Origin of the sequence: Sulfurimonas sp. NWX79, assembly GCF_039667035.1 — a bacterium.
Lineage (GTDB): Bacteria > Campylobacterota > Campylobacteria > Campylobacterales > Sulfurimonadaceae > Sulfurimonas > Sulfurimonas indica.
On the sequence record NZ_JALCZL010000012.1, the window covers coordinates 21,689 to 44,790 of the forward strand.

General features: G+C 36.5%; 29 protein-coding genes. All 29 read left to right on the forward strand.

Annotated elements, in window-relative coordinates; genetic code table 11:
• The first annotated feature begins 2 nt into the window (after window positions 1–2).
• The 29 genes from dapE (at window position 3) to MNY27_RS06715 (ending at window position 23,099) form a co-directional block, all read left to right on the forward strand.
• Complete coding sequence (dapE, locus tag MNY27_RS06575; protein WP_346392026.1) at window positions 3–1,103, forward strand: succinyl-diaminopimelate desuccinylase; 1,101 nt, start codon at window positions 3–5, stop codon at window positions 1,101–1,103.
• A complete protein-coding gene (locus MNY27_RS06580; RefSeq protein ID WP_152184490.1) occupies window positions 1,103–1,513 on the forward strand; it encodes a thioredoxin family protein in 411 nt (136 codons plus the stop codon). Before dapE ends, MNY27_RS06580 begins: the two co-directional genes overlap by 1 nt.
• Complete coding sequence (locus MNY27_RS06585) at window positions 1,510–1,890, forward strand: RidA family protein (protein WP_152184489.1); 381 nt, start codon at window positions 1,510–1,512, stop codon at window positions 1,888–1,890. Before MNY27_RS06580 ends, MNY27_RS06585 begins: the two co-directional genes overlap by 4 nt.
• Window positions 1,891–2,077: 187 nt before the next feature.
• Window positions 2,078–2,413 carry a cytochrome C gene (locus MNY27_RS06590; RefSeq protein WP_152184488.1) on the forward strand — a complete coding sequence of 112 codons (336 nt, stop codon included), beginning with the start codon at window positions 2,078–2,080 and terminating at the stop codon, window positions 2,411–2,413.
• Window positions 2,414–2,487: 74 nt separating this feature from the next.
• Window positions 2,488–3,894, forward strand: coding sequence for a DUF3373 family protein (locus tag MNY27_RS06595; protein WP_152184487.1), 1,407 nt, complete (start codon window positions 2,488–2,490; stop codon window positions 3,892–3,894).
• Between the two features lie 20 nt (window positions 3,895–3,914).
• A complete protein-coding gene (locus MNY27_RS06600) occupies window positions 3,915–5,354 on the forward strand; it encodes an FAD/NAD(P)-binding oxidoreductase (RefSeq protein WP_152184486.1) in 1,440 nt (479 codons plus the stop codon).
• A gap of 323 nt (window positions 5,355–5,677) precedes the next feature.
• Window positions 5,678–5,986: a 50S ribosomal protein L21 gene (gene rplU, locus MNY27_RS06605; RefSeq protein WP_152184484.1), complete on the forward strand. Its 309-nt coding sequence runs from the start codon at window positions 5,678–5,680 to the stop codon at window positions 5,984–5,986.
• Window positions 5,987–6,016: 30 nt separating this feature from the next.
• The gene (rpmA, locus tag MNY27_RS06610; protein ID WP_152184483.1) at window positions 6,017–6,274 is read left to right on the forward strand and encodes a 50S ribosomal protein L27; all 258 of its coding nucleotides are present in this window, start codon (window positions 6,017–6,019) and stop codon (window positions 6,272–6,274) included.
• 151 nt (window positions 6,275–6,425) lie between these two features.
• Window positions 6,426–7,526: a GTPase ObgE gene (obgE, locus tag MNY27_RS06615; protein ID WP_152184482.1), complete on the forward strand. Its 1,101-nt coding sequence runs from the start codon at window positions 6,426–6,428 to the stop codon at window positions 7,524–7,526.
• A gap of 5 nt (window positions 7,527–7,531) precedes the next feature.
• On the forward strand, window positions 7,532–8,302 hold the full coding sequence (proB, locus tag MNY27_RS06620; RefSeq protein ID WP_152184481.1) for a glutamate 5-kinase: 771 nt from the start codon (window positions 7,532–7,534) through the stop codon (window positions 8,300–8,302).
• On the forward strand, window positions 8,299–9,210 hold the full coding sequence (gene fmt / locus MNY27_RS06625) for a methionyl-tRNA formyltransferase (RefSeq protein ID WP_188109492.1): 912 nt from the start codon (window positions 8,299–8,301) through the stop codon (window positions 9,208–9,210). The genes proB and fmt overlap by 4 nt, the downstream gene beginning before the upstream one ends.
• A complete protein-coding gene (locus MNY27_RS06630) occupies window positions 9,188–9,826 on the forward strand; it encodes a biotin--[acetyl-CoA-carboxylase] ligase (RefSeq protein WP_346392027.1) in 639 nt (212 codons plus the stop codon). Before fmt ends, MNY27_RS06630 begins: the two co-directional genes overlap by 23 nt.
• Window positions 9,823–10,605 (forward strand): AAA family ATPase, encoded by a 783-nt coding sequence (locus tag MNY27_RS06635; protein ID WP_152184479.1) that lies wholly within the window; start codon window positions 9,823–9,825, stop codon window positions 10,603–10,605. The genes MNY27_RS06630 and MNY27_RS06635 overlap by 4 nt, the downstream gene beginning before the upstream one ends.
• A complete protein-coding gene (locus MNY27_RS06640) occupies window positions 10,605–11,450 on the forward strand; it encodes a ParB/RepB/Spo0J family partition protein (RefSeq protein ID WP_152184478.1) in 846 nt (281 codons plus the stop codon). Before MNY27_RS06635 ends, MNY27_RS06640 begins: the two co-directional genes overlap by 1 nt.
• An 85-nt stretch (window positions 11,451–11,535) precedes the next feature.
• A complete protein-coding gene (locus tag MNY27_RS06645) occupies window positions 11,536–11,958 on the forward strand; it encodes a FoF1 ATP synthase subunit B' (protein WP_152184477.1) in 423 nt (140 codons plus the stop codon).
• A 9-nt stretch (window positions 11,959–11,967) separates the two neighbouring features.
• On the forward strand, window positions 11,968–12,483 hold the full coding sequence (locus MNY27_RS06650; RefSeq protein ID WP_152184476.1) for a F0F1 ATP synthase subunit B: 516 nt from the start codon (window positions 11,968–11,970) through the stop codon (window positions 12,481–12,483).
• A complete protein-coding gene (locus MNY27_RS06655; RefSeq protein WP_152184475.1) occupies window positions 12,484–13,017 on the forward strand; it encodes a F0F1 ATP synthase subunit delta in 534 nt (177 codons plus the stop codon).
• 21 nt (window positions 13,018–13,038) lie between these two features.
• Window positions 13,039–14,556, forward strand: coding sequence for a F0F1 ATP synthase subunit alpha (atpA, locus tag MNY27_RS06660; RefSeq protein ID WP_152184474.1), 1,518 nt, complete (start codon window positions 13,039–13,041; stop codon window positions 14,554–14,556).
• 10 nt (window positions 14,557–14,566) lie between these two features.
• Window positions 14,567–15,457 carry an ATP synthase F1 subunit gamma gene (atpG, locus tag MNY27_RS06665; protein ID WP_152184473.1) on the forward strand — a complete coding sequence of 297 codons (891 nt, stop codon included), beginning with the start codon at window positions 14,567–14,569 and terminating at the stop codon, window positions 15,455–15,457.
• 11 nt (window positions 15,458–15,468) lie between these two features.
• Window positions 15,469–16,863, forward strand: coding sequence for a F0F1 ATP synthase subunit beta (gene atpD, locus MNY27_RS06670; RefSeq protein WP_152184472.1), 1,395 nt, complete (start codon window positions 15,469–15,471; stop codon window positions 16,861–16,863).
• 25 nt (window positions 16,864–16,888) lie between these two features.
• The gene (gene atpC, locus MNY27_RS06675) at window positions 16,889–17,281 is read left to right on the forward strand and encodes an ATP synthase F1 subunit epsilon (RefSeq protein ID WP_152184471.1); all 393 of its coding nucleotides are present in this window, start codon (window positions 16,889–16,891) and stop codon (window positions 17,279–17,281) included.
• A 3-nt stretch (window positions 17,282–17,284) separates the two neighbouring features.
• Window positions 17,285–17,851 (forward strand): MotA/TolQ/ExbB proton channel family protein, encoded by a 567-nt coding sequence (locus MNY27_RS06680; RefSeq protein WP_346392028.1) that lies wholly within the window; start codon window positions 17,285–17,287, stop codon window positions 17,849–17,851.
• A 3-nt stretch (window positions 17,852–17,854) separates the two neighbouring features.
• Window positions 17,855–18,247, forward strand: coding sequence for a biopolymer transporter ExbD (locus MNY27_RS06685; protein WP_152184469.1), 393 nt, complete (start codon window positions 17,855–17,857; stop codon window positions 18,245–18,247).
• Between the two features lie 76 nt (window positions 18,248–18,323).
• Window positions 18,324–18,950: a TonB C-terminal domain-containing protein gene (locus MNY27_RS06690; RefSeq protein ID WP_188109491.1), complete on the forward strand. Its 627-nt coding sequence runs from the start codon at window positions 18,324–18,326 to the stop codon at window positions 18,948–18,950.
• A gap of 3 nt (window positions 18,951–18,953) precedes the next feature.
• Entirely contained in the window at window positions 18,954–20,204 is a 1,251-nt protein-coding gene (gene tolB, locus MNY27_RS06695; protein WP_152184467.1) for a Tol-Pal system protein TolB, read from the forward strand.
• Between the two features lie 74 nt (window positions 20,205–20,278).
• Window positions 20,279–20,833, forward strand: coding sequence for an OmpA family protein (locus tag MNY27_RS06700; RefSeq protein ID WP_152184466.1), 555 nt, complete (start codon window positions 20,279–20,281; stop codon window positions 20,831–20,833).
• A 14-nt stretch (window positions 20,834–20,847) separates the two neighbouring features.
• Window positions 20,848–21,762, forward strand: a complete 915-nt coding sequence (locus tag MNY27_RS06705) for a tetratricopeptide repeat protein (RefSeq protein WP_152184465.1) — start codon at window positions 20,848–20,850, stop codon at window positions 21,760–21,762.
• 76 nt (window positions 21,763–21,838) lie between these two features.
• Complete coding sequence (locus MNY27_RS06710) at window positions 21,839–22,360, forward strand: peptidylprolyl isomerase (RefSeq protein WP_152184464.1); 522 nt, start codon at window positions 21,839–21,841, stop codon at window positions 22,358–22,360.
• Entirely contained in the window at window positions 22,311–23,099 is a 789-nt protein-coding gene (locus MNY27_RS06715) for a Fis family transcriptional regulator (RefSeq protein WP_246153849.1), read from the forward strand. The genes MNY27_RS06710 and MNY27_RS06715 overlap by 50 nt, the downstream gene beginning before the upstream one ends.
• Window positions 23,100–23,102 lie beyond the last annotated feature (3 nt).

Here is a 23,102-nt window from a genome sequence, read left to right on the forward strand (position 1 = left end):
TCGTGGAAGTATTAGAGCTTTTTAAAAAACTGGTCTCTACAAAGAGTGAGACTCCTGATGATGGAGGATTACTGGATTTTATCAGTGAATATTTAGAAGATTTTGAGGCTGTACGAGTAGATGTAGAGGATGTGAAGAACCTTTTTATCTATAAAAAGTTTGGAGAAGGAGAACATCTCTGTTTTGCCGGACATGTGGATGTAGTTCCCGCTGGTAGTGGATGGAAGTATGACCCTTATGAAGCTGTAGAGGAAGGTGAGTATATCTACGGTCGTGGGACACAGGATATGAAAAGCGGCGTTGCTGCATTTGTGCAGGCTGTCAAAGAGGCAGAGAACTTTCAAGGAACACTTTCATTGCTGCTTACTTCTGATGAAGAGGGAGAAGCAATCAACGGTACTGTAAAGGTGCTAGAGTATCTGCGTGAGCATGATATGCTTCCTGATGTCTGTGTTGTTGCTGAGCCAACCTGTGAAGAGATATTTGGTGATGCCATAAAAGTTGGACGTCGTGGCTCTATCAATGGATACTTGACACTAAAAGGCAAGCAAGGCCATGCTGCTTATCCCGAAAAAGCCATTAACCCTATCCATCAGATTGCAAAGCCGCTCTCTGAGATGGCAGGTGTTGATTTGGATGATGGCGATGAAGCCTTTGCGCCTTCAAAGTTTGTCATTACCGACATCCGTTCGGGAATGGAAGTGACCAATGTGACACCAAATGAACTCAAAATGATGTTCAATGTTCGAAATAACACAAACATTACACAAAAAGAGATTACAATGTTTGTACAAAAACACCTGGAGGGATTGGATTATGAACTGCGTCTCACGCAGGGTTCGTATCCGTTCCAGACCGATACCAATACAAAACTTGTACGTAAAATAGATGAGGCCATAGAGAGAGTAACGGGTATAAAACCAAAACACTCAACAGCCGGGGGTACAAGTGATGCAAGATTTATCGCTCCAATGGGTGTTGATGTTATCGAGTTTGGTGTTAAAAATGATACGATTCATTCAGTCAATGAGCGAACAACAAAAAAGGAGGTAGAAGATTTGTACAGAGTCTTTAAAACTTTAATTGAGATTTGGGAGAAGTAATGAGATATATAGTATCAATGATATTATTGGCAGTAACGCTTATGGCAACTGAGCTGCAGTGGTTAGATAACTACAATGTAGCAATGGAAAAAGCAAAGAAAGAGAATAAACTTATCTATATTTTCATATCATCATCTACATGTGGCTGGTGTGATAAGTTTGAGAAGACAACATTGCAAGATGAGAATGTCAAAAAGAGACTAAAAAAAGAGTTTGTTCCTGTTCATCTTGTGCGTGAATTTGATGATGTACCTCAAAAATTTGCTACTGCACCTGTACCTAGACACTACTTTACTGATAGTAAAGGAAATATTTTATATAACAGTCTAGGATACAGAAAAGTAGATACTTTTGAATCATTTATGGATAATGCACAAGAAAAATTCACAATGACAAAGGAGAAAAAATGAAATTTGTACAAACCCAAAAAGCCCCGTCTGCCATAGGACCATACTCTCAAGCAACAGTAGTAAATGGTATGGTCTATACTTCAGGTCAGATAGCACTCCTTCCAAATGGAAGTGATGAACTTTTAAGTGCAGATGTTGCAACACAGGCTAGACAGGTTTTAAGCAATCTACGTGAGGTTTTAGAAGCAGCAGACTCTTCTTTAGATAATGTAATAAAAACAACTATTTTTATTGCAGATATGGATGATTTTGTAACAATTAACGAAATTTATGAAAGTTTTTTTAAAGATCATAAACCGGCCCGCTCAACTGTGGCTGTAAAAACTTTACCTAAAAATGCTCTTGTAGAGATTGATGCAGTAGCACTCATCAAATAAACAAACAATACTATAATACCCCTTCAAAACACTATGAGAGAGAGTTAAAGACTCTCTGTCTCTTCCAAAATTAAAATCTCCAAATATAATCTATAAATACTGTTTATAAATATTTTAAGTTTATATTATCTTAAAGTTTAAATATGTATAATAGCTACTTATTAATATCATAATATAAGGAAATGAAATGACAACAGTTAAAAAAGTAGCTTTCGCAGCAATATTAGGTTTTGGTTTAATTGCAACAACTGCAAGTGCAGATGCAGATAAAGGAAAGAGAATCTATCAGAAAAAACTCAAGAATGTTTGTGGTTTTTCTGGAGCAGTGTTTGCAGCAAAACATACACAAGATGAGTGGGCAGAGGCAAAAGAAAATGGTGAACTTGGAAAAGTGATGACTGAAGCATGTCCGGCTGGAGCTGACTTTTTTGAGAGCGCAAAATTCAAGAAAAAATTCTCAACACATTTATATGACTTCGTGCATGATTTCGCAAGCGATAGTGGAAACATCCCTTCTTGCTAAGTAAAACAGTACACTCGTAAGAGAGTGTACTCTACAAAACTAAATAATTATAAGCTTTCACTCAAGGAAAACATATGAAGAAAATTTTATTGTCACTTGCCGTAATCGGTGGGCTTGCATCTAGTACATTCGCAGATGATATTGCAGATTTAAAGGCTGAGATAGATGCATTGAATAAAAAAGTCGCAAAACTGGAAAATCAACAAAAACGCACAAAAAAATCTTTAGCAAAAGTAAGAGCACATGATGCTTTTGATAATATCAAGTTTGATATAGACTTTAGAACAGCATATGACTATATCAGTTATAAAACAGCTACAAAAACTTATACAAATGATGCACTTTTTTCAAATCGTTTGTGGTTAGGTATGGGATATCAGCCGACAAAAGATATGATATTTAAAGGTCAGCTTGCTTTTAATAAGGCTTTTGGTGCAGATACAAATGGAAGAGGTCAAGGTTATGATGGCTTTGACTGGGTTATCAATGAAACACTGACAGATGATACTCTAAAGGTTAGAGAGGCATACTGGCTTTGGACTCCGACTGTTGGTGGTTTTGGAACAACACTGAGTGTTGGTCGCCGTCCTGCAACAAATGGATATCTTATCAATCTGCGTGATGATGATAAAGCAAAATCTCCACAAGGTCATATTATCAATATGGAGTTTGATGGTTTAAGTGCCAGTATCAAACTCGATAAATATGTCTCAGGTTCGTACTTAAAACTCTGTTTGGGTCGTGGTCTTACAAATGCTAGAACAAGATTTGATGCACAAGGTTTAGACTATGCTACAGATACAAGTGCAGATAAACTGGATAATATGGATCTAGTAGGTGTGCTTGCAAAAATTTATGATGATGGACAGTATAGTGCTATGGCTACATACTATCGTGGCTTTAATGTCCCAGGAATTGACTCAACATTAACGACTCCAGCACTTAGAACATTTGGGAATATGGATGGTGCTGCTTTGTCTGCGCAAATACAGGGCATTGGAGATATGATCAATGATTTCCTTGATGATACTATACTGTTTGCTTCTGTTGCTTGGTCACAAACAATACCAAATGCTAATCAACCAATGTTAGGAAGTATTAATAAAGAATCCGGTTACTCATACTGGATAGGTGCACAGGTACCAAACCTTACAGGTGGAAAATTTGGACTAGAGTATAACCACGGTTCAAAGTACTGGAGACCATTTACATATGGTGAAGATACAATGATAGGCTCAAAGATGGCAACTCGTGGGAATGCGTATGAAGCATATTGGACACAGCCAATTATAAAAAAAGATGGAAAAAGTCTGTTTTCCATGCAAATCAGATATACATATTTAGATTATGATTACACTGGATCAAATGGATTCTTTGGTGATAACGGTACACCGCTTACAATGGCTGAAGCAGTTGCAAATGGATTGGATCCAGTTGAGAGTGCACAGGATTTAAGAGTATATTTTAGATATAGATACTAGTTAAAGAAGGGGAAATGAAAATGAGTAAAAAAATTGACTTTATGGATGAAATAGTGAATGAAAAAGGGATGAGTCGCCGTGATGCCTTGAAATTTATGGGTATCTCACCAATTGCTGCAGGTGTACTAGCAAGTGCAGGCAGTTCGACAGGTACAAAAGCTGAAGCTTCAAGTGCAGAAGGCAAGATTGTAATCGTTGGTGGAGGTGCCGGTGGTATTATGGCTATGGCACGACTCCATGCTGCGCTTTCACATCCAGATATTACACTAATTGCTCCAAATGAGAAGCATCTTTATCAACCAGGTCAAGTATTTATGGCTGCAGGTGAGTATACCTTTGAAGATATTGTCAAAGATAACAAAGAGTTCATTCCAGATGATGTAAACTGGATTAAAGATGAGGTAAAAACTTTTGATCCGGATAACAATAAGGTTATCACACGTGCTGGTAAAGAGGTGAGTTATGACTACCTTGTTGTAGCTACTGGTCTTCAGTATCATTATGAGTGGATTGAGGGGCTTACAAAAGATATGATCGGTAAGAATGGTATCTCTTCGGTTTATCTCAATGACCCTGAAGCTGGAACAGCAGATGGTGGTAGTATCACTTGGGATTGGTTCAATGAGCTTAAAGAGGCTGCCAAAAATGGTAAGCCAAAAGTTATCTGTACACAGCCTGCAACACCGATCAAATGTGGTGGTGCTCCTCAAAAAATCCTCTATCTCAGTGATGACTATCTTAAACGTGATGGTTTGACAGCTGAGTTTACTTTTGCGACAAACGGTAGTAAACTTTTTGGTGCGGTACCGGCAGTTGACAAAGAGTTAAAAGAGGTTGTTCAGCCTCGTTATGGAAATATTACAAATAAATTCAAACATAACCTTATCGCGATTGATGCTGATAAAAAAATAGCAACATTTGAGTATAAGTATGAAGTTAAAGGTGAATATGACGAGGACTTAGAAGAGTATGATATGATCAAGAAGGTTGATCGTGTTGAGATGCCGTATGACTTTATTCATATTGTACCACCGATGGCTGGGGTTGATGCCGTGGCTAACTCCAAACTTGCATGGCAAAAGGGAACTGGAAAAGGTTGGCTTGAAGTTGATCAGTATACATTGCAACACAGACGCTATAAAAATGTATTTGGAATTGGTGATATCTGTGGTGTTCCTAAAGGCAAAACCGGTGGATCAGCTCGTCACCATGGGCCGATTATGGTCGCAAACCTTTTAGCTGTGATGGAAGGAAAAGAGCCAAAAGAAAAATTTGACGGCTATACTGTATGTCCACTCAAAACACAGTATGGTAAAATCATTCTTGCAGAGTTCAATTATAAAGGTGCAGCACCGTCATTCCCACTAGCAGTAGAACAACCACGCTGGATGTGGTGGGCATTTGACCTCTATATGTTAAAACCAATGTATTGGTATTTGATGATGAGAGGATTGATGTAGGATGCAAAAAACTCTGATAAGAGAGATGGCGATTTATGCTATCTTGCTTGTCGTCCTCGCACTTATGATGCATCCTGATTTGCTCTTTAATCCTACAGAGAGAATCTCTTTGATGCAAGAGAGAAAAAATTACTTTCATCCTTTAATATATACGTTTATTCTTTATAGTTTATTCTTTTTTATACGACTTGTTGTTAAAAAAACAGTAATACTTTTTAGGAAAATAAGAGATAAATAAGAAATTAAACATAACTTAAAGCTTGAATGGGTATAATTCCGCACTTTTTGTAGAAATACAACCTAAAAATATTTAAGGACCATAGATGTACGCAATTATTAAAAATGGTGGTAAGCAGTATAAAGTTCAAGAAGGTGACGTTCTTTCTTTAGATAAAATGTCATTAGAACCAGAAGCTACTATCGAAATCAAAGAAGTTCTCGCAGTAAATGCTGGTGAGCTTAAAGTTGGAGCTCCATATGTGGATGGTGCTGTTGTAACTGCTGAAGTTATCAGCGAAGGACGTGACAAGAAAGTTGTGATTTTCAAAAAACGTCGTCGTAAAGATAGTAAAGTAAAACGTGGTTTCAGAAGAGATCATACTCGTGTACGTATCACGAAAATAGCTGCATAGTAGCTTAACTAAACTTAGAGGAGATTCAAGATGGCACATAAGAAAGGTCAAGGGAGTACACAGAATAATCGTGACTCAGCTGGTAGAAGACTTGGTGTAAAAAAATATGGTGGTGAAGCTGTAATCGCTGGTAACATTATCGTTCGCCAACGTGGAACAAAAGTTCATCCGGGTAAAAATGTAGGTATGGGAAAAGATCATACTCTTTTTGCTTTAGTTGACGGTGTTGTTGCGTTTGAAAGAAAAGATAAAAAACGTAAACAAGTTTCAATTATCCCTGCTGCATAATTCTACATCTGTTTGAGCTTTGGCTCAAACATTTTTTTTCTATCACTTCGGAATATATTTCCAAAAAACAAAACTCAAAATATTTAATAATTTACTTTATAATAGTTTTTTCTTAAGTATTTAAATAGCTAGATATAAAAAGGATCAGACAATGTTTACAGATAGTGTCGAATTAACAGTCTCATCAGGTAAAGGTGGGCCAGGATGTGTGGCATTTCGTCGCGAAAAATTTGTACTCAATGGTGGTCCAAATGGCGGAGATGGTGGAAAAGGTGGTGACATCTGGTTTCGATGTGACAACAACACACATACACTTTCACATTTTCAAAGAAAGATGCATATAAAAGCAGATAACGGCCGTCCTGGTGAGGGTTCAAACTGTACAGGAAAATCAGGTGCTAAAAAAGTTATCATCGTACCACCTGGAACGCAGATAGTTGATGCTGAAACAGGCGAAGTTTTACTTGACATGGTTGAAGATGGTCAAGAGGTAAAGTTTTTAGAAGGTGGAAAAGGTGGACTTGGAAACACGCACTTCAAATCCCCTACAAACCAAAGACCAACCTATGCACAACCGGGTGAAAAGGGAGAAACGCGTAAAATCAAGCTTGACTTGAAACTTATTGCTGATGTTGGACTTGTCGGTTTTCCAAATGTTGGAAAATCAACACTCATCTCAACAGTATCAAATGCTCGTCCTGAGATTGCAAACTATGAGTTTACAACACTCACACCAAAGCTCGGTCAGGTAAATATTGGAGATTATGAGTCATTTGTAATGGCTGATATCCCTGGAATTATCGGTGGAGCACATGAAGGTAAAGGACTTGGAATCAAGTTTCTTCGTCATATTGAGCGTACAAAAACACTCCTTTTTATGATTGATTTGGCTTCATACCGTGATTTAAAAGAGCAGATAGAAGTTCTTAAAGATGAAGTGGCTTCTTTTTCAGAAAAACTTGGAACTTCAAAATATGCGATAGCACTGACTCGTGTAGATATCGTTCCACCGGAAGATGTTGAGAATTTAGTGACGAATTTTATTGAGATGTTGGGACTTACTCCAAGTAAGCAGAGTGAATTTGACTTTGACGCTGCATTACCATATTTTATTCAAGAAAGTGCGGATGAAACACTTGGTTTTAAGAGAGAAAAACCATATTTCATTGCTCCAATCTCTTCTGCTACACATAAAAATATAGAGCCACTCAAATATGCACTCTTTAATTTAGTACAGTCTGACAGAAAGTAGAAAATATGAAACGTGTTGTTGTTAAAGTAGGAAGTGCAGTACTCACACAAGATGGTGAAATTGCACTCACTCGTATGCAGGCACTTGTAAATTTTTTGGTTGAGCTTCGTAAAAAATATGAAGTGATTTTAGTCTCTTCAGGTGCTGTTGCTGGTGGATATACAAAACTCAAACTTGATAGAACAGTCATCGCCAATAAGCAGGCATTAGCTGCTATTGGGCAACCGGTTCTTATGGGTAGATATGCAAAGAAGTTTGAGAAACATGATGTCGTGACTGCTCAGGTTTTGGTAACTGCAGCAAATCTCAATAAATCAGATGATATTAAAAGAATAAAAAATACAGTTGAGACACTGCTACGTAACGGTGTTATCCCAATTGTCAATGAAAATGATGCAACCGCAACTGATGAGCTCGAAGTTGGAGATAATGACCAACTCTCAGCCTATATAACAAAACATACAGATGCAGATATGCTTATTATCCTTTCAGATATCGATGCTTTTTATGATAGTGATCCGAGAAAAAACAGTGATGCAAAAGTTCAAAAAGTTGTCCATAATATTGATAAAGAGATGTTAAGTCAAGAGGTGACACCAAACAATATCTTTGCAACGGGTGGGATAGTTACAAAACTCAAAGCAGCAGCATATCTCTTAGAAAATAACAGAGAGATGTTCTTAGCAAGTGGATTTGATTTAAGTGATGTCAAACATTTTATGCTTGAAGGCAGACATATGGGTGGAACACTCTTTACTAAGGCTGCAGAGTCATGATAAAAGTCATTTTTATGGGAACTCCCGATTATGCTGATGCTATTTTACAAGAGCTTATAGAAGATAGTAAGATAGATGTTGTTGCAGTATATACACAGCCTGACAAACCGGTAGGACGTAAAAAAGTACTTACACCTCCACCAGTAAAAGTAACGGCACAAGAGTATAATATACCTATCTATCAACCTGTACGTCTGCGTGAGGAAGCAGTTGTGCGTGAGCTTTTGACAATAGAGTGTGATTATATTGTAGTAGCAGCATATGGACAGATATTGCCACGTGAGATATTAGATCATGCACCATGCATTAATCTTCATGCTTCCATACTCCCACAGTATCGTGGAGCATCTCCAATTCAACAAACTCTTTTAAACGGTGATAAAGAGACAGGTGTGACTGCAATGTTGATGGAAGAGGGACTTGATACGGGTGATATCTTAAAGATTGAAAAGATTCAAGTGGCCGATGATGAGATGCTTGAGCAGCTTTTTCATAGGCTCACGCAAGTAGCTACAACACTGACGATTGATGTAGTGAAAAACTTTCATTCATATACTCCCATTCCACAAGATGAAACAAAAGCAACACACTGTAAGAAGATAACAAAAGCGGATGGCTTGGTTACTTTTGAAGATGCTCAGATACTTTTTAACAAATATAGAGCTTTTACACCTTGGCCAGGCATATACCTAGAGAGTAAGTTAAAACTCAAGAAAATCGTACTTGAAGCCAAAGAGTCTTCTAATGAAGCCGGAAAGATTTTGAACATTGATAAAGAGAGTATTGTTGTCGGATGTCAAAAGGGAAGCATTAGAATTTTTAGAGTGCAGCCAGAATCAAAAAAAGAGATGGATGTGCTTGCTTATATTAATGGCAAAAGGTTAAGTGTTGCAGATTATCTATCTTGATACTATCCACTCAACACAAAAATATCTCAAAGAAAAAATCACTACAAATGAACTTCAAGCTCCTGTAGCTGTTAGTGCTGACTTGCAGACTGACGGTATAGGAAGTCGTGAAAATAAGTGGATATCAGAAGAGGGAAATCTCTTTTTCTCTTTTGCTGTAAAAAAGAGCTTTTTGCCAGAAGATCTGAAACTGGAATCTGCATCTATCTATTTTTCCTATATTTTAAAAGAGACACTCCAAGAGCTTGGTTCTGATGTATGGATAAAGTGGCCCAATGATTTTTATCTTGCAGATAAAAAAATTGGTGGAACAATTACAAATTTAGTACAAGATATAGTAATTTGCGGCATAGGATTAAACAGCAGCAGTGCACCAGAGGCTCACGCATCACTTGATGTTGCAGTAGAGAAAAAAAAGCTCTTGGAAAATTATTTCAAAAATATTGAAAAAAAAGTTTTATGGAAGCAAGTTTTTAGCAAATATAAGTTAGAATTTTACAAGAATCAAAATTTTTACACACATATTAACAAGAACAAAGTTTCTCTGCGTGGTGCAAAATTAAGTTCTGATGGCAGTTTGGAGATAAATGGTGAGAGGATATACGGTTTAAGATGAGTGAAGTAATTGTAATTGCAAATCAAAAAGGCGGAGTAGGTAAAACGACGACTGCTGTAAACCTGGCAGCTTCTCTTGCCGTTGCTGAAAAAAAAGTACTGCTCATTGACTCAGATCCACAGGCTAATGCAACGACATCACTTGGATTTCACAGGAATGATTATGAGTTTAATATCTATCATGTGCTCATCGGTACAAAAAAACTCAAAGATATCATTTTAAAGTCAGACCTCCCAACTCTCCATCTTGCTCCTTCAAACATCGGTCTTGTAGGGATAGAAAAAGAGTACTATGATGCAGATAAAGCCAAAGGACGTGAGTTGGTGCTTAAAAAAGCCATTGCGAATGTAAAAAAAGATTATGACTATATCATTATCGACTCTCCTCCGGCACTTGGACCGATGACGATCAATGCACTTTCAGCTTCAAATTCGGTTATCATTCCTATTCAGTGTGAGTTTTTTGCACTGGAGGGTCTTGCACAACTTTTAAATACTGTAAAGTTAGTAAGAAAATCGATTAATCCAAAACTGACTATCAAAGGTTTTATCCCTACAATGTTCTCTGCTCAAAATAACCTTTCAAAACAGGTATTTGCAGATTTGCGTCAGCATTTTAAAGGGAAGCTCTTTAAAGATGAAAAAGACAGATATATAGTAGTACCTAGAAATGTAAAACTTGCAGAATCACCATCTTTTGGTAAACCTGCAATTTTATATGATGTAAAATCAGCAGGTTCTCTTGCATATCAAAATTTAGCACAGGCGATTATAAAATAATGAAGACACAGAAACTTGGACGTGGTTTAGATGCACTTTTAGGTGAAATGGATGAGGCGTACGAGAACGAGAGTTCACAGCGTGATGCAGTTCTAGAGATTCCTTTAAAAGATATTCGACCTAATCCTTTCCAACCGAGAAAATCTTTTGATGATACTGCTTTGGCAGAACTTGCCGAATCAATTAAAAATGATGGATTATTGCAACCTGTTGTCGTTACTGAAGATATTGACGGTTATGTTCTAATTGCAGGTGAGAGAAGATTTCGTGCCTCCAAGCTTGCAAAGCTTAAAGAGATTCGTGCCATTGTTCTGAACTCTGATGAACAGAAGATGCGTCAGTTCGCTCTTATTGAAAACATTCAAAGAGAAGAGTTAAATTCTGTTGAATTGGCTGAGGCATATCATGAACTTATCAAACTTCATGACATAACACATGAAGAGTTGGCAACGATGATTCATAAAAGCCGTGCACATATTACAAATACACTGCGACTTTTACAACTCTCATCCAAGACACAAAAAGCACTTATTGAGAAAAAGATATCAGCAGGTCATGCAAAAGTTTTAGTTGGTCTTGATGAAAAAGAACAACAACTAATGGTTAACTCTATTATCGGTCAGAAACTCAGTGTTCGTGATGTTGAGTCGATGATTAAAAACATCAAAAAAGAAGATGTAAAAAAGAGTTCATCTACAAGTGATGAAATTATATTAGACTTTTCAAAACTCAAAGAAAAACTCAATGATTTGGGATTTTATGTAAAAAGTTCTAAAAACAGACTTACATTAGAGTTTGATTCTCAAGAAGAAGCAGAGGAATTTTTGTCACATTTAACAGACTAGTGACAAAAAATTTCAATTTTTTACTCCAATTTAACTATCCTTTCAATTTAATCATAGTATAATCTCGCAACTTTTAGGAGGTGCTATGTTAGATATAAATCCAATACTACTCTTGGCTACATTTGTTGTATTTGTTTCGCTTATAGCCGTTCTAAATAGTTGGCTTTATAATCCATTAATCAGTTTTATGCATAAACGTGATGAAGATATCAAAAGAGACCTTGATAAAGTAGGCTCAAACGATAGTGAAATCAATGAACTTCATGCAAAAGCAGAATCAATTATTATGAATGCTAAACTAGAAGCTGCGGCCCTAAGAGAAAAAGTTATCGCGGATGCTAAGGAATTGGCAGACAGTAAGTTAGAAGCAAAACGTGCTGAACTTGCACAAGAGTATTTAGAGTTTGAGCAATCACTTGCGAAATCTAAAGAAGAGTTGACTAATGACTTAATGAGTCAAGTTCCAATGTTTAAAGAAGCTTTAAAAGCTAAAATGAGTCAGATATAAGGGTGTGATGTGAGTAGAATTCTAGTATTAATACTTATGATATCAACTTATGCATTAGCATCTGAAGCTGCGCATGAGGGAGGAACGGATATAGTTCAAAGAACTGTGAACTTTCTTCTTTTTGTAGGGCTTATTTGGTATCTAGTAGGGGAACCGGTAAAGAACTTTTTTGTGTCAAGAAGTCAGGGTATTGCTGATGAGTTGAAAAAAGTTCAAGAGAAACTTGATGAATCAATTGCTCTTAAAAAAGAGGCACTTACTAAAATTTCTGAAGCAGAGAAATTTGCTGAAGAGTTGGCAGTAAGTTCTAAAAAAGAGAATAAGATTATAAATGACAATATCATGGCACAGTGTGATGTTGAATTAGAAGCTATGGTGAAGCAACATGCATCTAAAAAAGAGTTTGAACAAAGAAATATGGTTCGTGACGTAGTTGAAACTGTTGTCGCTGAAACATTAGATCAAAGTTCTGAAATCTTCGATAGAGAAGCTATGGCAAATGTTATTTTGAAAAAGGTGGCATAGATGGAAGAACTGATTGCAAAAAGATATATAAAAGCACTCAAAAGTGATTTCGACTTAGAGACAGTTCAAAATATCTCATCTGTATTTGATGCTTTGGCAGACTCTTTTAAGGATGATAAATTTGTTAGCATTATTGGTAATCCTGAAGTGAATGCTAAGGTCAAATCAGAGATTTTATTAGAAGCAGTAAAGCCAGCTAATTCAGATAAATTAAACAACCTTATTAAGTTATTGGTTGAGAACAAAAGAGTAAGTATCATTCCTGCGATTGCAAAGGAATTGAAAAAAGATATAGCAAACACGACAAAAACTTATGAAGGCATAATTTATAGCGACAGTGAGATTGACACGAAAGTTATAGATGAACTTGGTAAGGGTTTGAGTAAAAAATTTAATTCTACAATCTCTTTTTCATTCGTGAAAAACGATTTTAATGGAATCAAAGTAGAAGTCGAAGGTCTTGGAATTGAGATTAATTTCTCTAAAGATAGAATCGATAGTCAAATTATAAATCATATAATTAAAGCAATTTAACTTCAAGAGAGGAGAACAATAGTGGTAGCAAAAATTCAAGCTGATGAAATCAGCTCAATAATTAAAGAGCGTATCGACAACTTTGAACTAAGTGTTGATATTAATGAAACAGGTAAGATTGTTTCTTATGCTGATGGTGTTGCACAGGTTTACGGACTTAGCAATGTTATGGCAGGAGAGATGGTAGAGTTCGAAGAAGGAACAAAAGGTTTAGTAATGAACCTTGAAGAGAGCAGTGTAGGTGTTGTTATTCTTGGTTCTGGAGTTGAGCTTAAAGAGGGTATGAGCGTTAAACGTTTAGGTACTCTTTTAAAAGTTCCTGTAGGTGATGCACTTCTTGGACGTGTTGTAAATGCACTTGGTGAGCCAATTGACGGTAAAGGTCCAATTGAGACAAGCGAAGTGCGTTTTGTAGAAGAGAAAGCTCCTGGTATTATGGAGAGAAAATCTGTTCATGAGCCACTTGCAACTGGTATTAAAGCGATTGATGCACTTGTTCCAATCGGTCGTGGTCAGCGTGAGCTTATCATCGGTGACAGACAAACTGGTAAAACTACAGTAGCTATCGATACAATCATTAACCAAAAGGGTAATGGTGTTGTATGTATCTACGTTGCTGTTGGTCAAAAAGAATCAACTGTTGCACAAATCGTTCGTCGTTTAGAGGAGCACGGTGCAATGGAGTACACAATTATCGTATCTGCTACAGCTGCTGAAGCTGCTGCACTTCAATTCTTGGCTCCATACACTGGTGTTACTATGGGTGAGTATTTCCGTGACAATGCACGTCATGGTCTTATTGTTTATGATGATCTTTCTAAGCATGCAGTTGCTTACCGTGAAATGTCACTTATTCTTCGTCGTCCTCCAGGTCGTGAAGCATATCCAGGGGATGTTTTCTATGTTCACTCAAGACTTCTTGAGCGTGCTGCGAAACTTTCTGACGAAAATGGTGCAGGTTCACTTACTGCACTTCCTATCATTGAGACACAAGCGGGAGATGTTGCGGCTTATATCCCAACAAACGTTATCTCAATTACTGATGGTCAAATCTTCCTTGAGACTGACCTTTTCAACTCAGGTGTACGTCCAGCGATTAACGTTGGTCTTTCAGTATCTCGTGTTGGTGGTGCTGCTCAGATTAAAGCTACTAAGCAAGTTGCTGGTACATTACGTCTTGACCTTGCTCAGTACCGTGAACTTCAAGCATTTGCTCAGTTTGCATCTGATCTTGATGAAGTTTCTCGTAACCAGCTCGAGCGTGGGCAAAGAATGGTTGAAGTTCTTAAACAAGGGCCTTTCTCACCACTTTCTGTTGAGAAACAAGTTGTTATTATCTTCGCTGGAAATGAAGGTTTCTTAGATGATATCGATGCATCAAACGTTGTACGTTTCGAAGCTGAACTGTATCCATTCATTGAAGCTTCTTATCCTCAAATCTTTGAGAACATCAGAAGCAGCAAAAAAGTAGATGATGATACAAAATCATTATTAATGAAAGCACTTGAAGAGTTCAAAGCTAGCTTTGTAGCGAACTAAGGAATATTTTATGGCAAACTTGAAAGATATTCAGAGACAGATAAAGAGTGTTTCTAACACTCAAAAGACGACACGTGCTATGAAGCTTGTTTCAACTGCAAAGCTTCGCCGTGCAGAAGAACTTGCAAAACGTTCTCGTCTTTATGCTCAAAAAATGAATCAGGTAATTGCCGAAATAGCTGGACGCATTAAATGTAGCAAAGTTGGCGGATTAGACAATCGTTGTTTTAAAAAGATTGAAAATCCAAAAATGGTTGACATCGTTTTTGTTACTGCTGATAAAGGTCTTTGTGGTGGTTTTAATATTCAAACAATTAAAGCTGTTAACAAACTTTTAAAAGAGTATAAAGAGAAAAACGTAAAGGTGCGTTTACGTGGTATCGGTAAAAAAGGTATAGAATTTTTTAACTACAATGAAGTTGAGATGTTTGACACAGTTGTAGGTCTTAGTTCTAAACCGGATAAAGAGAGATCTGATGATTTTATCATGACTTCTATCGCAGATTATAAAGATGGAAAGATTGATGCTCTACATATCGTATATAACGGGTATAAGAACATGATAACACAAGAGTTACATGTAAACACTATCTTACCTGTTGATACAGAGGCATTTGATTGTGACAAAATACAATCAAGCTCTATGTTAGAGATTGAAGCTGAAGATGAAGAGAAAATGCTTGATTCTTTAGTAGAAAAATATATTAATTACAATATGTACTACTCTTTGATTGATTCAGTTGCTGCTGAACATTCTGCACGTATGCAGGCGATGGATACGGCAACGAACAATGCAAAAGAGATGGTGAAAAACTTAAATGTTGAATTTAATAAAGCACGTCAAGCTGCTATTACTACAGAGCTGATAGAAATTATCAGTGGTGTGGAGTCTATGAAATAATGGAGAAAAATATGATTGGAAAAATTAGCCAGGTAATGGGTCCTGTTGTTGATGTTGATTTTGATGGTTATCTTCCAGTAATTAACGAAGCTATTGAAGTAAATGTTAATTTGGATGGTACGGAACATCGTTTAGTTTTAGAAGTTGCTGCGCACTTAGGTGACGGTCGTGTAAGAACGATTGCAATGGATATGAGTGAAGGTTTAGTTCGCGGTATGGAAGCTACTGCCACTGGTGCACCTATTCAGGTTCCAGTTGGTGAGAAAGTACTTGGACGTATCTTCAATGTAATTGGTGAGACAATCGATGGTGGTGATCAAGTAGAAGATGCACCAACATGGTCTATTCACCGTGATCCTCCACCGTTAGTTGATCAGTCAACTACAACAGAGATGTTTGAGACTGGTATCAAAGTTGTTGACCTTCTTGCTCCTTATGCAAAAGGTGGTAAAGTTGGACTATTCGGTGGTGCTGGTGTTGGTAAAACAGTTATTATCATGGAGCTTATTCACAATGTTGCTCATGGTCATGAAGGTTTGTCAGTTTTCGCTGGTGTTGGTGAAAGAACACGTGAAGGTAATGACCTTTACTACGAAATGAAAGAATCGAACGTTCTTGACAAAGTTGCACTGTGCTACGGTCAAATGTCTGAGCCTCCTGGAGCACGTAACCGTATCGCGCTTACTGGTCTTACTATGGCTGAGTACTTCCGTGATGAGAAGAAACTTGATGTTCTTATGTTCATCGATAATATCTTCCGTTTCGCACAGTCTGGTTCAGAGATGTCTGCACTTCTTGGTCGTATCCCTTCAGCTGTTGGTTATCAACCGACTCTTGCTCGTGAAATGGGTGCATTACAAGATCGTATTACATCTACGAAAAATGGTTCAATTACATCAGTACAAGCGGTATACGTACCTGCAGATGACTTGACTGACCCGGCTCCGGCATCTGTTTTTGCTCACTTAGATGCGACAACAGTACTGAACCGTAAAATTGCGGAAAAAGGTATCTATCCTGCAGTTGATCCACTTGACTCAACTTCAAGATTGCTTGATCCACAAATCTTAGGTGAAGAGCACTATGCAGTAGCTCGTGGTGTTCAACAAACACTTCAAAAGTATAAAGACCTTCAAGATATCATTGCGATTCTTGGTATGGATGAGCTTTCAGAAGATGATAAAAATGTTGTTGAGCGTGCTCGTAAAATTGAGAAATTCCTTTCTCAACCATTCTTCGTTGCAGAGGTGTTCACAGGTGCTCCTGGTAAATATGTTTCTCTTGAAGATACTATTAAAGGATTTAAAGGTATTCTTAATGGTGACTATGACCATATGTCAGAAAACTCTTTCTACATGGTTGGTAGCATGGATGAGGCTATTGCTAAACACGAGAAAAACAAATAAGCTCTATGCTTAGTAAAGGACTGTAATGGATAAGTTTAAACTTGAAATCCTAACTCCTAACGGTGAAATCTTCAATGATGAAGCTGTTAGTGTGGTTCTTCCTGGTAAAGAGGGAGAGTTTGGCGTTTTAGCAGGTCATGCTTCACTGACAACTTTGTTGGAAGCTGGTGTTGTTGACGTTGAAAAAGAAGATAAATCAGTCGAATCTGTTGTTATTGACTGGGGTGTTGCTCAGGTTAGTGAAGATAAAGTTGTTATTTTAGTAGAGGGTGCTGCACCTATTCGTGGTGCAAACGAAGCTGAAATCGCCAAAGCTCTTGAAGATGCGAAGAAACTCATTAATGATGTTGCAGATTCAAGCACTGCTATTGCTTCTGTGTCTGCTAAAATAGAGTCAGCAGCTCAAAGATTAATATAATATATGATTAATAATTTAATCGATTTCTATCTGAAAAGCCATCCGGTTACGATAGGCGTATTGATTCTCTTGTCAATATACTTTATTATTTTGAACTGGGTGTTTTTCTACCGCTATTTTTCTCTTAACAGTTGGCTCAAAAGTGAGAGTGCTTCTTTAGAATCACTCCTGCTTGGTGCCACTACTGTTAACGAAAACTCTTTTTTAAATAATTTTATTAAAAGTAGTAATATTGTTTCAAAAGAAGTTTTAGATCTTGCAATGCTTGCTGCAACAAAAGAGGCGACAAAAGGGCTCTCAATCCTCTCTATTTTTGCTTCAACATCACCGTTTATCGGACTTTTTGGTACGGTAGTCTCTATATTAGATACCTTTGCACATATCGGTCAAACTACGGGAAGCATGTCTGTCATATCTGCAGGTGTAAGTGATGCACTTGTCGCTACGGCTTCAGGTATCTTTGTAGCAATATTTTCCTATACTTATCATCAACTATTAAAACGAAAATCTTTTGAATTGATTTCTTATCTTCAGATGCAAAGTGATGCAATTTTAGCTCGTAAGGCCTAAAAAATGAACTATGATTGGGATGAAAAACCAGAACTGAACATTACACCTTTAGTGGATGTAATGCTGGTTTTACTTGTTGTTTTGATGGTTATTGCCCCAAATATTATTTTTGAAGAAAATATTAAACTGCCACAAGGCTCTACAACAGAGCAACTCTCTAAAATTCCTCCTGTTCATATTACTATCGATAAAGAGGGCAATATAAAGGTAAATAAAAGAAATTTTCTTTTGAATGCTTTTACAGACAACTTTTTTCTCTATGCAAAAAAACTCGATAAAAAAGCAACCGTGCTAATCAGTGCAGATAAGACACTGGATTACGGTGTTGTTATGTCTATACTGGCTGCAGTAAAGCAGGCAGGTTTTTCTGAGGTTTCACTAGCGACCAATGGATAAGAACAAAAATTATTTTATTCTTGGTGGGGTGATTTCTTTTACTCTTTTTTTCCTTTTTTCAACACTTTTTATTGTTATGATGTTTGCAATAAAAAAAGACAAATCCTATGCAATGAAAAAAGATAAATTCATCGCAGTATCTGTTGTTATGCCAAAAGATATCTCAAAGTTTACATCTCAGGTTTCAGCTCCACAGAGTACTGCAACAAGTAAAGCGCAAGATATTGATGTAAATGATCTCTTTTCCAATGTCTGGACACAGAAGATTTCCCATAAACAAAAGCCAAAAAAAGTTAACTCAAAACGTATTCAAGATATAGCAAAAAAGATAAAAACTGCAGAGAAAAACAGCGTAGACTCACTCTCTGAAAAACTAGAAAAACTTGATAGTAAAGAATCTGATAAAAATCAACAGCAGACTTCAACGGCAAATGAGGTTAATGAATATTTAGCTAAAATTCAAGCAATTGTTTATCAGCATTTCAATGTTCCTCCAAACAGTGAGGGACATAGTGTTAAAACAGTCATTGAGATAGACCCTTTGGGGCGCATGACTGATTTTCGAATATTAAACTATTCGGCAAATGAAGCACTCAATGCAGAAGCTGATAAGATAAAAGAGAGACTTAAAAATGTTGTATTTCCAAAAAATCCTCAAGGTAAGTCTAGCAGAACAATTGTAGTACTAATTTCCAAGGAGTAGAGTTTGAAAGTTATATTTTCATTATTGATGCTAATAAGTTTTGTTTTTGCAAATGATGCAACGATAGAAGTGATAAAAAAAGCTGATACGGTTCCCTCAATTGCAGTAGAGGATGCATCTATCAGTTATGATGACACTTTTCGACTGCGTTTTTTTAAAACATTGATAGCAGACTTGAATGTTCTTTCAATTTTCAATGTTGACAGACATCACCGCATAGCAAACTATAATGATGTTGATGTACTTGTTGAAAATAAAGACATGGCCTATGTACTTCGCTATAAAATGTTTGAAGATGACAATGCTGCTTTAAATGTTCAAGTAAAACTACTGCAAAAAAATGAAGAGGTTTATTCTAAGAACTATAGAGTAAGTAAACAAGATATATTTATGTTTATCTCTCACGCAATTGCCTATGATATTAATGAGTTTATGGGTGAACCTTCAGTCGCATGGATGAAGAGAAAAGTTATATTTTCTCGAATAATCGCACCTATGAAAAGTGAGATAGTTATTGCAGACTATACACTTTCATATCAGCATACAATTTTAAAAGGTGGGTTTAATATTTTCCCAAAATGGGCAAACAAAGCACAAAATGCTTTTTATTATACAGTTTTAGATACAAGCAAACCTACACTGAAATATGTAGATATAAAGAGTGGAAAAGTAAAAAATATCATATCTTCAGATGGTATGATGGTATGTTCTGATGTAAGTAGTGATGGAAAAACATTGCTACTTACTATGGCTTTAGATGGTCAGCCGGATATCTACAGCTTTAACACAGTGACTAAAAAATACAAACGTCTTACACAATACAGTGGTATAGATGTAAATGCACAGTTTATGAGCAAAAATCAAATTGTTTTTATATCTTCTAGACTTGGGTATCCAAATGTTTTTTCAAAACGACTCGATACAAATGAAGTTGAGCAGATGGTTTATTATGGAAGAAGCAATTCAGCGTGTAGTGCACATGGAAATTATATAGTATATAAAGCAAGAGAGAGCTCAAATGCATTTAGTCAAAATACTTTTAATCTGCATCTGATCTCTACTAAAACAGACTTTATCAGACGTCTTACTGCAATAGGTGTAAATGAGTTTCCAAGATTTTCAAAAGATGGTGATGCAATAATTTTTATTAAAAACTATAAAGGCCAAAGTGCCATTGGTATCATAAGACTTAATTACAATAAAAACTACCTTTTCCCTTTGAAATACGGAAGAGTACAATCTATGGATTGGTAAGTAAACATAGGTAAAGAAACTATTGCCATTTTTTTGGTATAATATTTTGACATTAAATATTCAAGGAAATAGATATGAAAAGTATAGTACTTTCTAGTGTTGTTACAGCACTTTTAGTTTTTAGTGGATGTTCTTCTAAAGAACCTGCAGTAGATAGCAAGACAGAAGAGGTTTCTGCGCCAGCTGCTCAGGAAGTTCAAGCTCCAGCAACTGAGACTGTATCAACTGAAGACAGTGTTGTAAGTTCAAGTACAGAGACTACAGCTGAAATGACAATGGCTGAGATAGAAAGTAAACTTCCAACAGTTTATTTCGCATTTGACAAGTATAATATTACTCCAGAGATGCAAGCTAAAATTGACGAAGCTGCAGAGCTTGGAAAAACAGATGCTGCAAAATCTTTCAATGTTAAGCTTGAAGGTAATTGTGATGAGTGGGGTAGTGATGAGTATAACTTTGCACTTGGCCTAAAACGTGCTGATGCAGTTAAAAAAGCACTAGTAGCTGATGGCATTGATGCTTCTCGTATCTCAATGGTAAGTTATGGTGAGTCTAATCCTGTATGTACAGATCATACAAGAGAGTGTTGGTCTAAAAACCGTCGCGTTAACTTCAAACTTCTTCCATAATTTAAGTAAAAATTATGAAACGTAGTGCAATAGTAAGTGCTTTTATTGTTGCTACTGCACCAATCTATCTCTTAGCAGCCGAACCTTCAGCGTTTGGTGCCGGAGATCTCTCAAGTCCTGAGCCTTACGGGCTTACTTCTAGCGAAAAAGTTATATTAGAAACAAAAGACAAGCTGAAAAAAGTTGCACAGAAGAGCAATTCACAGGCAAGTCAATTAGATTCTTTACGTGAGAGAATAGATGGTCTGCAGAGCATAGTTGAGAGTATAAGCAGAAAAACACATAACAATAAAATCAATCTTCAAAAATTAAAAGAAGAAGAGGAGTTAGGCTTTACTAGTGCCAATGAGTATCAGGTAAGACTTAGTGAATCTATTCAAGAGAATTCTAAAAAAATTGAAGAATTGAAGCTAAGTATTTTAGAGATCTCAAAACTTTTAGATGAAATCAATACACACTATGTTACGAAAGATGAATATAACTCTTTAGTAAAGAGTGTGAATGATTTTAAAGATTTAGTAGCAAAAGAGTTAAAATCAGGGAAGAGAGGCAAATCAAATAGCAGCTCTAAGATCAGCAGTGCAGAGCTTTATAATTTAGCGAAAAAGAATTATGATAAAAAGTACTATACAAAAGCAATTGCCAATTATGAAGAGTTGATAAAGAGAAAGTATAAACCTGCATATGCACACTATATGATAGGTGAGATGAATTTTAAACGTAAGAACTATGCAAGAGCAATCTCTTATTTTAAAAAGTCATCACAGCTTTATTCTAAAGCGAAATATATGCCAACATTGATGTTGCATACAGCTATCTCAATGGATAGAACAGGGGATAAAGCGCATGCAAAATCTTTTTATAAGGCAATCATTGCGAAGTATCCAAACTCCAAGGAAGCAAGTGAAGCCAAAAGACGCTTAAAGTAAAAAAACGAGCATAATTTTCAGCTAAAGAAATAAGAAATTATGCTAAAATCCACGAAACAAAAATTAAGGTATAAATATGGCAATTGAGCAAAATCAAATCGTATCATTAGAGTATGAAGTAAGAGATGGCGATAAAGTAGTAGATAGTAATGTTGGTGGACAGCCATTAGTATTTATGTTTGGAAAAGGTCAAATTATTCCAGGTTTAGAAAATGGAATCAAAGATATGAACATCGGTGAAAAAGGTGATGTTCTTGTAAAAGCTGCAGATGCTTATGGTGAGTACAATGCAGAAGCTACTCAAGAAGTTCCAAAAGAGCAGTTTGCTGGAATTGAACTTACTGAAGGTATGACACTTTATGGTCAAGGTGAAGATGGCTCAACTGTTCAAGTTGTTGTTAAAGAGATCAAAGATACTTCTGTAGTAATTGACTTCAATCACCCTTTAGCTGGTAAAGATTTAATGTTTACAGTGACAATCAACAATGTTAGAGATGCTTCAGCTGAAGAAGCAATGACTGGTGTTCCTGCTGAGAACAAACAAGCAGATGATGGTTGTTGTGGAACAGGTGGCGGCAGCGGCTGTGGATGTCACTAGTTTTATAACTGAATCTTCAGCCTCCAACCAGGCTAAGAAAACAGCATCACTCCTCAAGACACTGAGTGTCAATGCCCTCATCATGGGTGAGAGTGGTGTTGGTAAAAGAACATTAGCTTCTTTTATACTTCCTGATACATCGATTGTTGATGCATCAAACTTTGATGAACTGCTTGTTGCACTAGAGAGCTCCAAAGAGTTAATCATAATCAATATAGACAACTCCCCCAATTTAAGTAGACTTGTACAAATGATTAAAGAGAAACAAGTACGTGTCATCGCAACTGCGAAACAATCTTTTGAGAATGAGCTTATTGATGATCTTTTTAGTGTTAAATTTGATATTCCACCTCTGCGTGAGAGAGAAGAAGATGTCTCTTTCTTAGTTGAGAAGTTCGCTAAGGAAGCAGCAGAACTTTTTGGTGGCAATGAATCGTTTAATACTCAAAACTTCAAAGCTGATTTATCAAGAAATGCAGATTCTCTGAGACGTCAGGTAATGATTAACTATCTGCTACAGGATATTCAAGATAGTGAATTGATGGAAATCATTGAGAATTATCTTTATGACAAGCTGGGTTCAAACAGTGACTATAGAAACTTTTTGTATCTTTATGAGGTACCACTGATTCGCGCAGGACTTAAAAAGTTCAAATCACAACTACAGTTGTCAGATAAACTGGGACTCAATCGTAATACACTCAGAAAAAAGATCTCAGAAAACAAACAATATTTATAAAAA

Coding starts and splice junctions, on each gene's coding strand:
- MNY27_RS06635 (WP_152184479.1), top strand. CDS start 9,823: ATGAGTGAAGTAATTGTAATTGCAAATCAAAAAGGCGGAGTAGGTAAA.
- proB (WP_152184481.1), top strand. CDS start 7,532: ATGAAACGTGTTGTTGTTAAAGTAGGAAGTGCAGTACTCACACAAGAT.
- MNY27_RS06715 (WP_246153849.1), top strand. CDS start 22,311: ATGATGGTTGTTGTGGAACAGGTGGCGGCAGCGGCTGTGGATGTCACT.
- MNY27_RS06585 (WP_152184489.1), top strand. CDS start 1,510: ATGAAATTTGTACAAACCCAAAAAGCCCCGTCTGCCATAGGACCATAC.
- MNY27_RS06595 (WP_152184487.1), top strand. CDS start 2,488: ATGAAGAAAATTTTATTGTCACTTGCCGTAATCGGTGGGCTTGCATCT.
- MNY27_RS06645 (WP_152184477.1), top strand. CDS start 11,536: ATGTTAGATATAAATCCAATACTACTCTTGGCTACATTTGTTGTATTT.
- MNY27_RS06685 (WP_152184469.1), top strand. CDS start 17,855: ATGAACTATGATTGGGATGAAAAACCAGAACTGAACATTACACCTTTA.
- rpmA (WP_152184483.1), top strand. CDS start 6,017: ATGGCACATAAGAAAGGTCAAGGGAGTACACAGAATAATCGTGACTCA.
- atpD (WP_152184472.1), top strand. CDS start 15,469: ATGATTGGAAAAATTAGCCAGGTAATGGGTCCTGTTGTTGATGTTGAT.
- MNY27_RS06680 (WP_346392028.1), top strand. CDS start 17,285: ATGATTAATAATTTAATCGATTTCTATCTGAAAAGCCATCCGGTTACG.
- MNY27_RS06580 (WP_152184490.1), top strand. CDS start 1,103: ATGAGATATATAGTATCAATGATATTATTGGCAGTAACGCTTATGGCA.
- fmt (WP_188109492.1), top strand. CDS start 8,299: ATGATAAAAGTCATTTTTATGGGAACTCCCGATTATGCTGATGCTATT.
- MNY27_RS06700 (WP_152184466.1), top strand. CDS start 20,279: ATGAAAAGTATAGTACTTTCTAGTGTTGTTACAGCACTTTTAGTTTTT.
- MNY27_RS06710 (WP_152184464.1), top strand. CDS start 21,839: ATGGCAATTGAGCAAAATCAAATCGTATCATTAGAGTATGAAGTAAGA.
- atpC (WP_152184471.1), top strand. CDS start 16,889: ATGGATAAGTTTAAACTTGAAATCCTAACTCCTAACGGTGAAATCTTC.
- MNY27_RS06590 (WP_152184488.1), top strand. CDS start 2,078: ATGACAACAGTTAAAAAAGTAGCTTTCGCAGCAATATTAGGTTTTGGT.
- MNY27_RS06655 (WP_152184475.1), top strand. CDS start 12,484: ATGGAAGAACTGATTGCAAAAAGATATATAAAAGCACTCAAAAGTGAT.
- atpG (WP_152184473.1), top strand. CDS start 14,567: ATGGCAAACTTGAAAGATATTCAGAGACAGATAAAGAGTGTTTCTAAC.
- MNY27_RS06705 (WP_152184465.1), top strand. CDS start 20,848: ATGAAACGTAGTGCAATAGTAAGTGCTTTTATTGTTGCTACTGCACCA.
- MNY27_RS06640 (WP_152184478.1), top strand. CDS start 10,605: ATGAAGACACAGAAACTTGGACGTGGTTTAGATGCACTTTTAGGTGAA.
- MNY27_RS06690 (WP_188109491.1), top strand. CDS start 18,324: ATGATGTTTGCAATAAAAAAAGACAAATCCTATGCAATGAAAAAAGAT.
- obgE (WP_152184482.1), top strand. CDS start 6,426: ATGTTTACAGATAGTGTCGAATTAACAGTCTCATCAGGTAAAGGTGGG.
- MNY27_RS06600 (WP_152184486.1), top strand. CDS start 3,915: ATGAGTAAAAAAATTGACTTTATGGATGAAATAGTGAATGAAAAAGGG.
- rplU (WP_152184484.1), top strand. CDS start 5,678: ATGTACGCAATTATTAAAAATGGTGGTAAGCAGTATAAAGTTCAAGAA.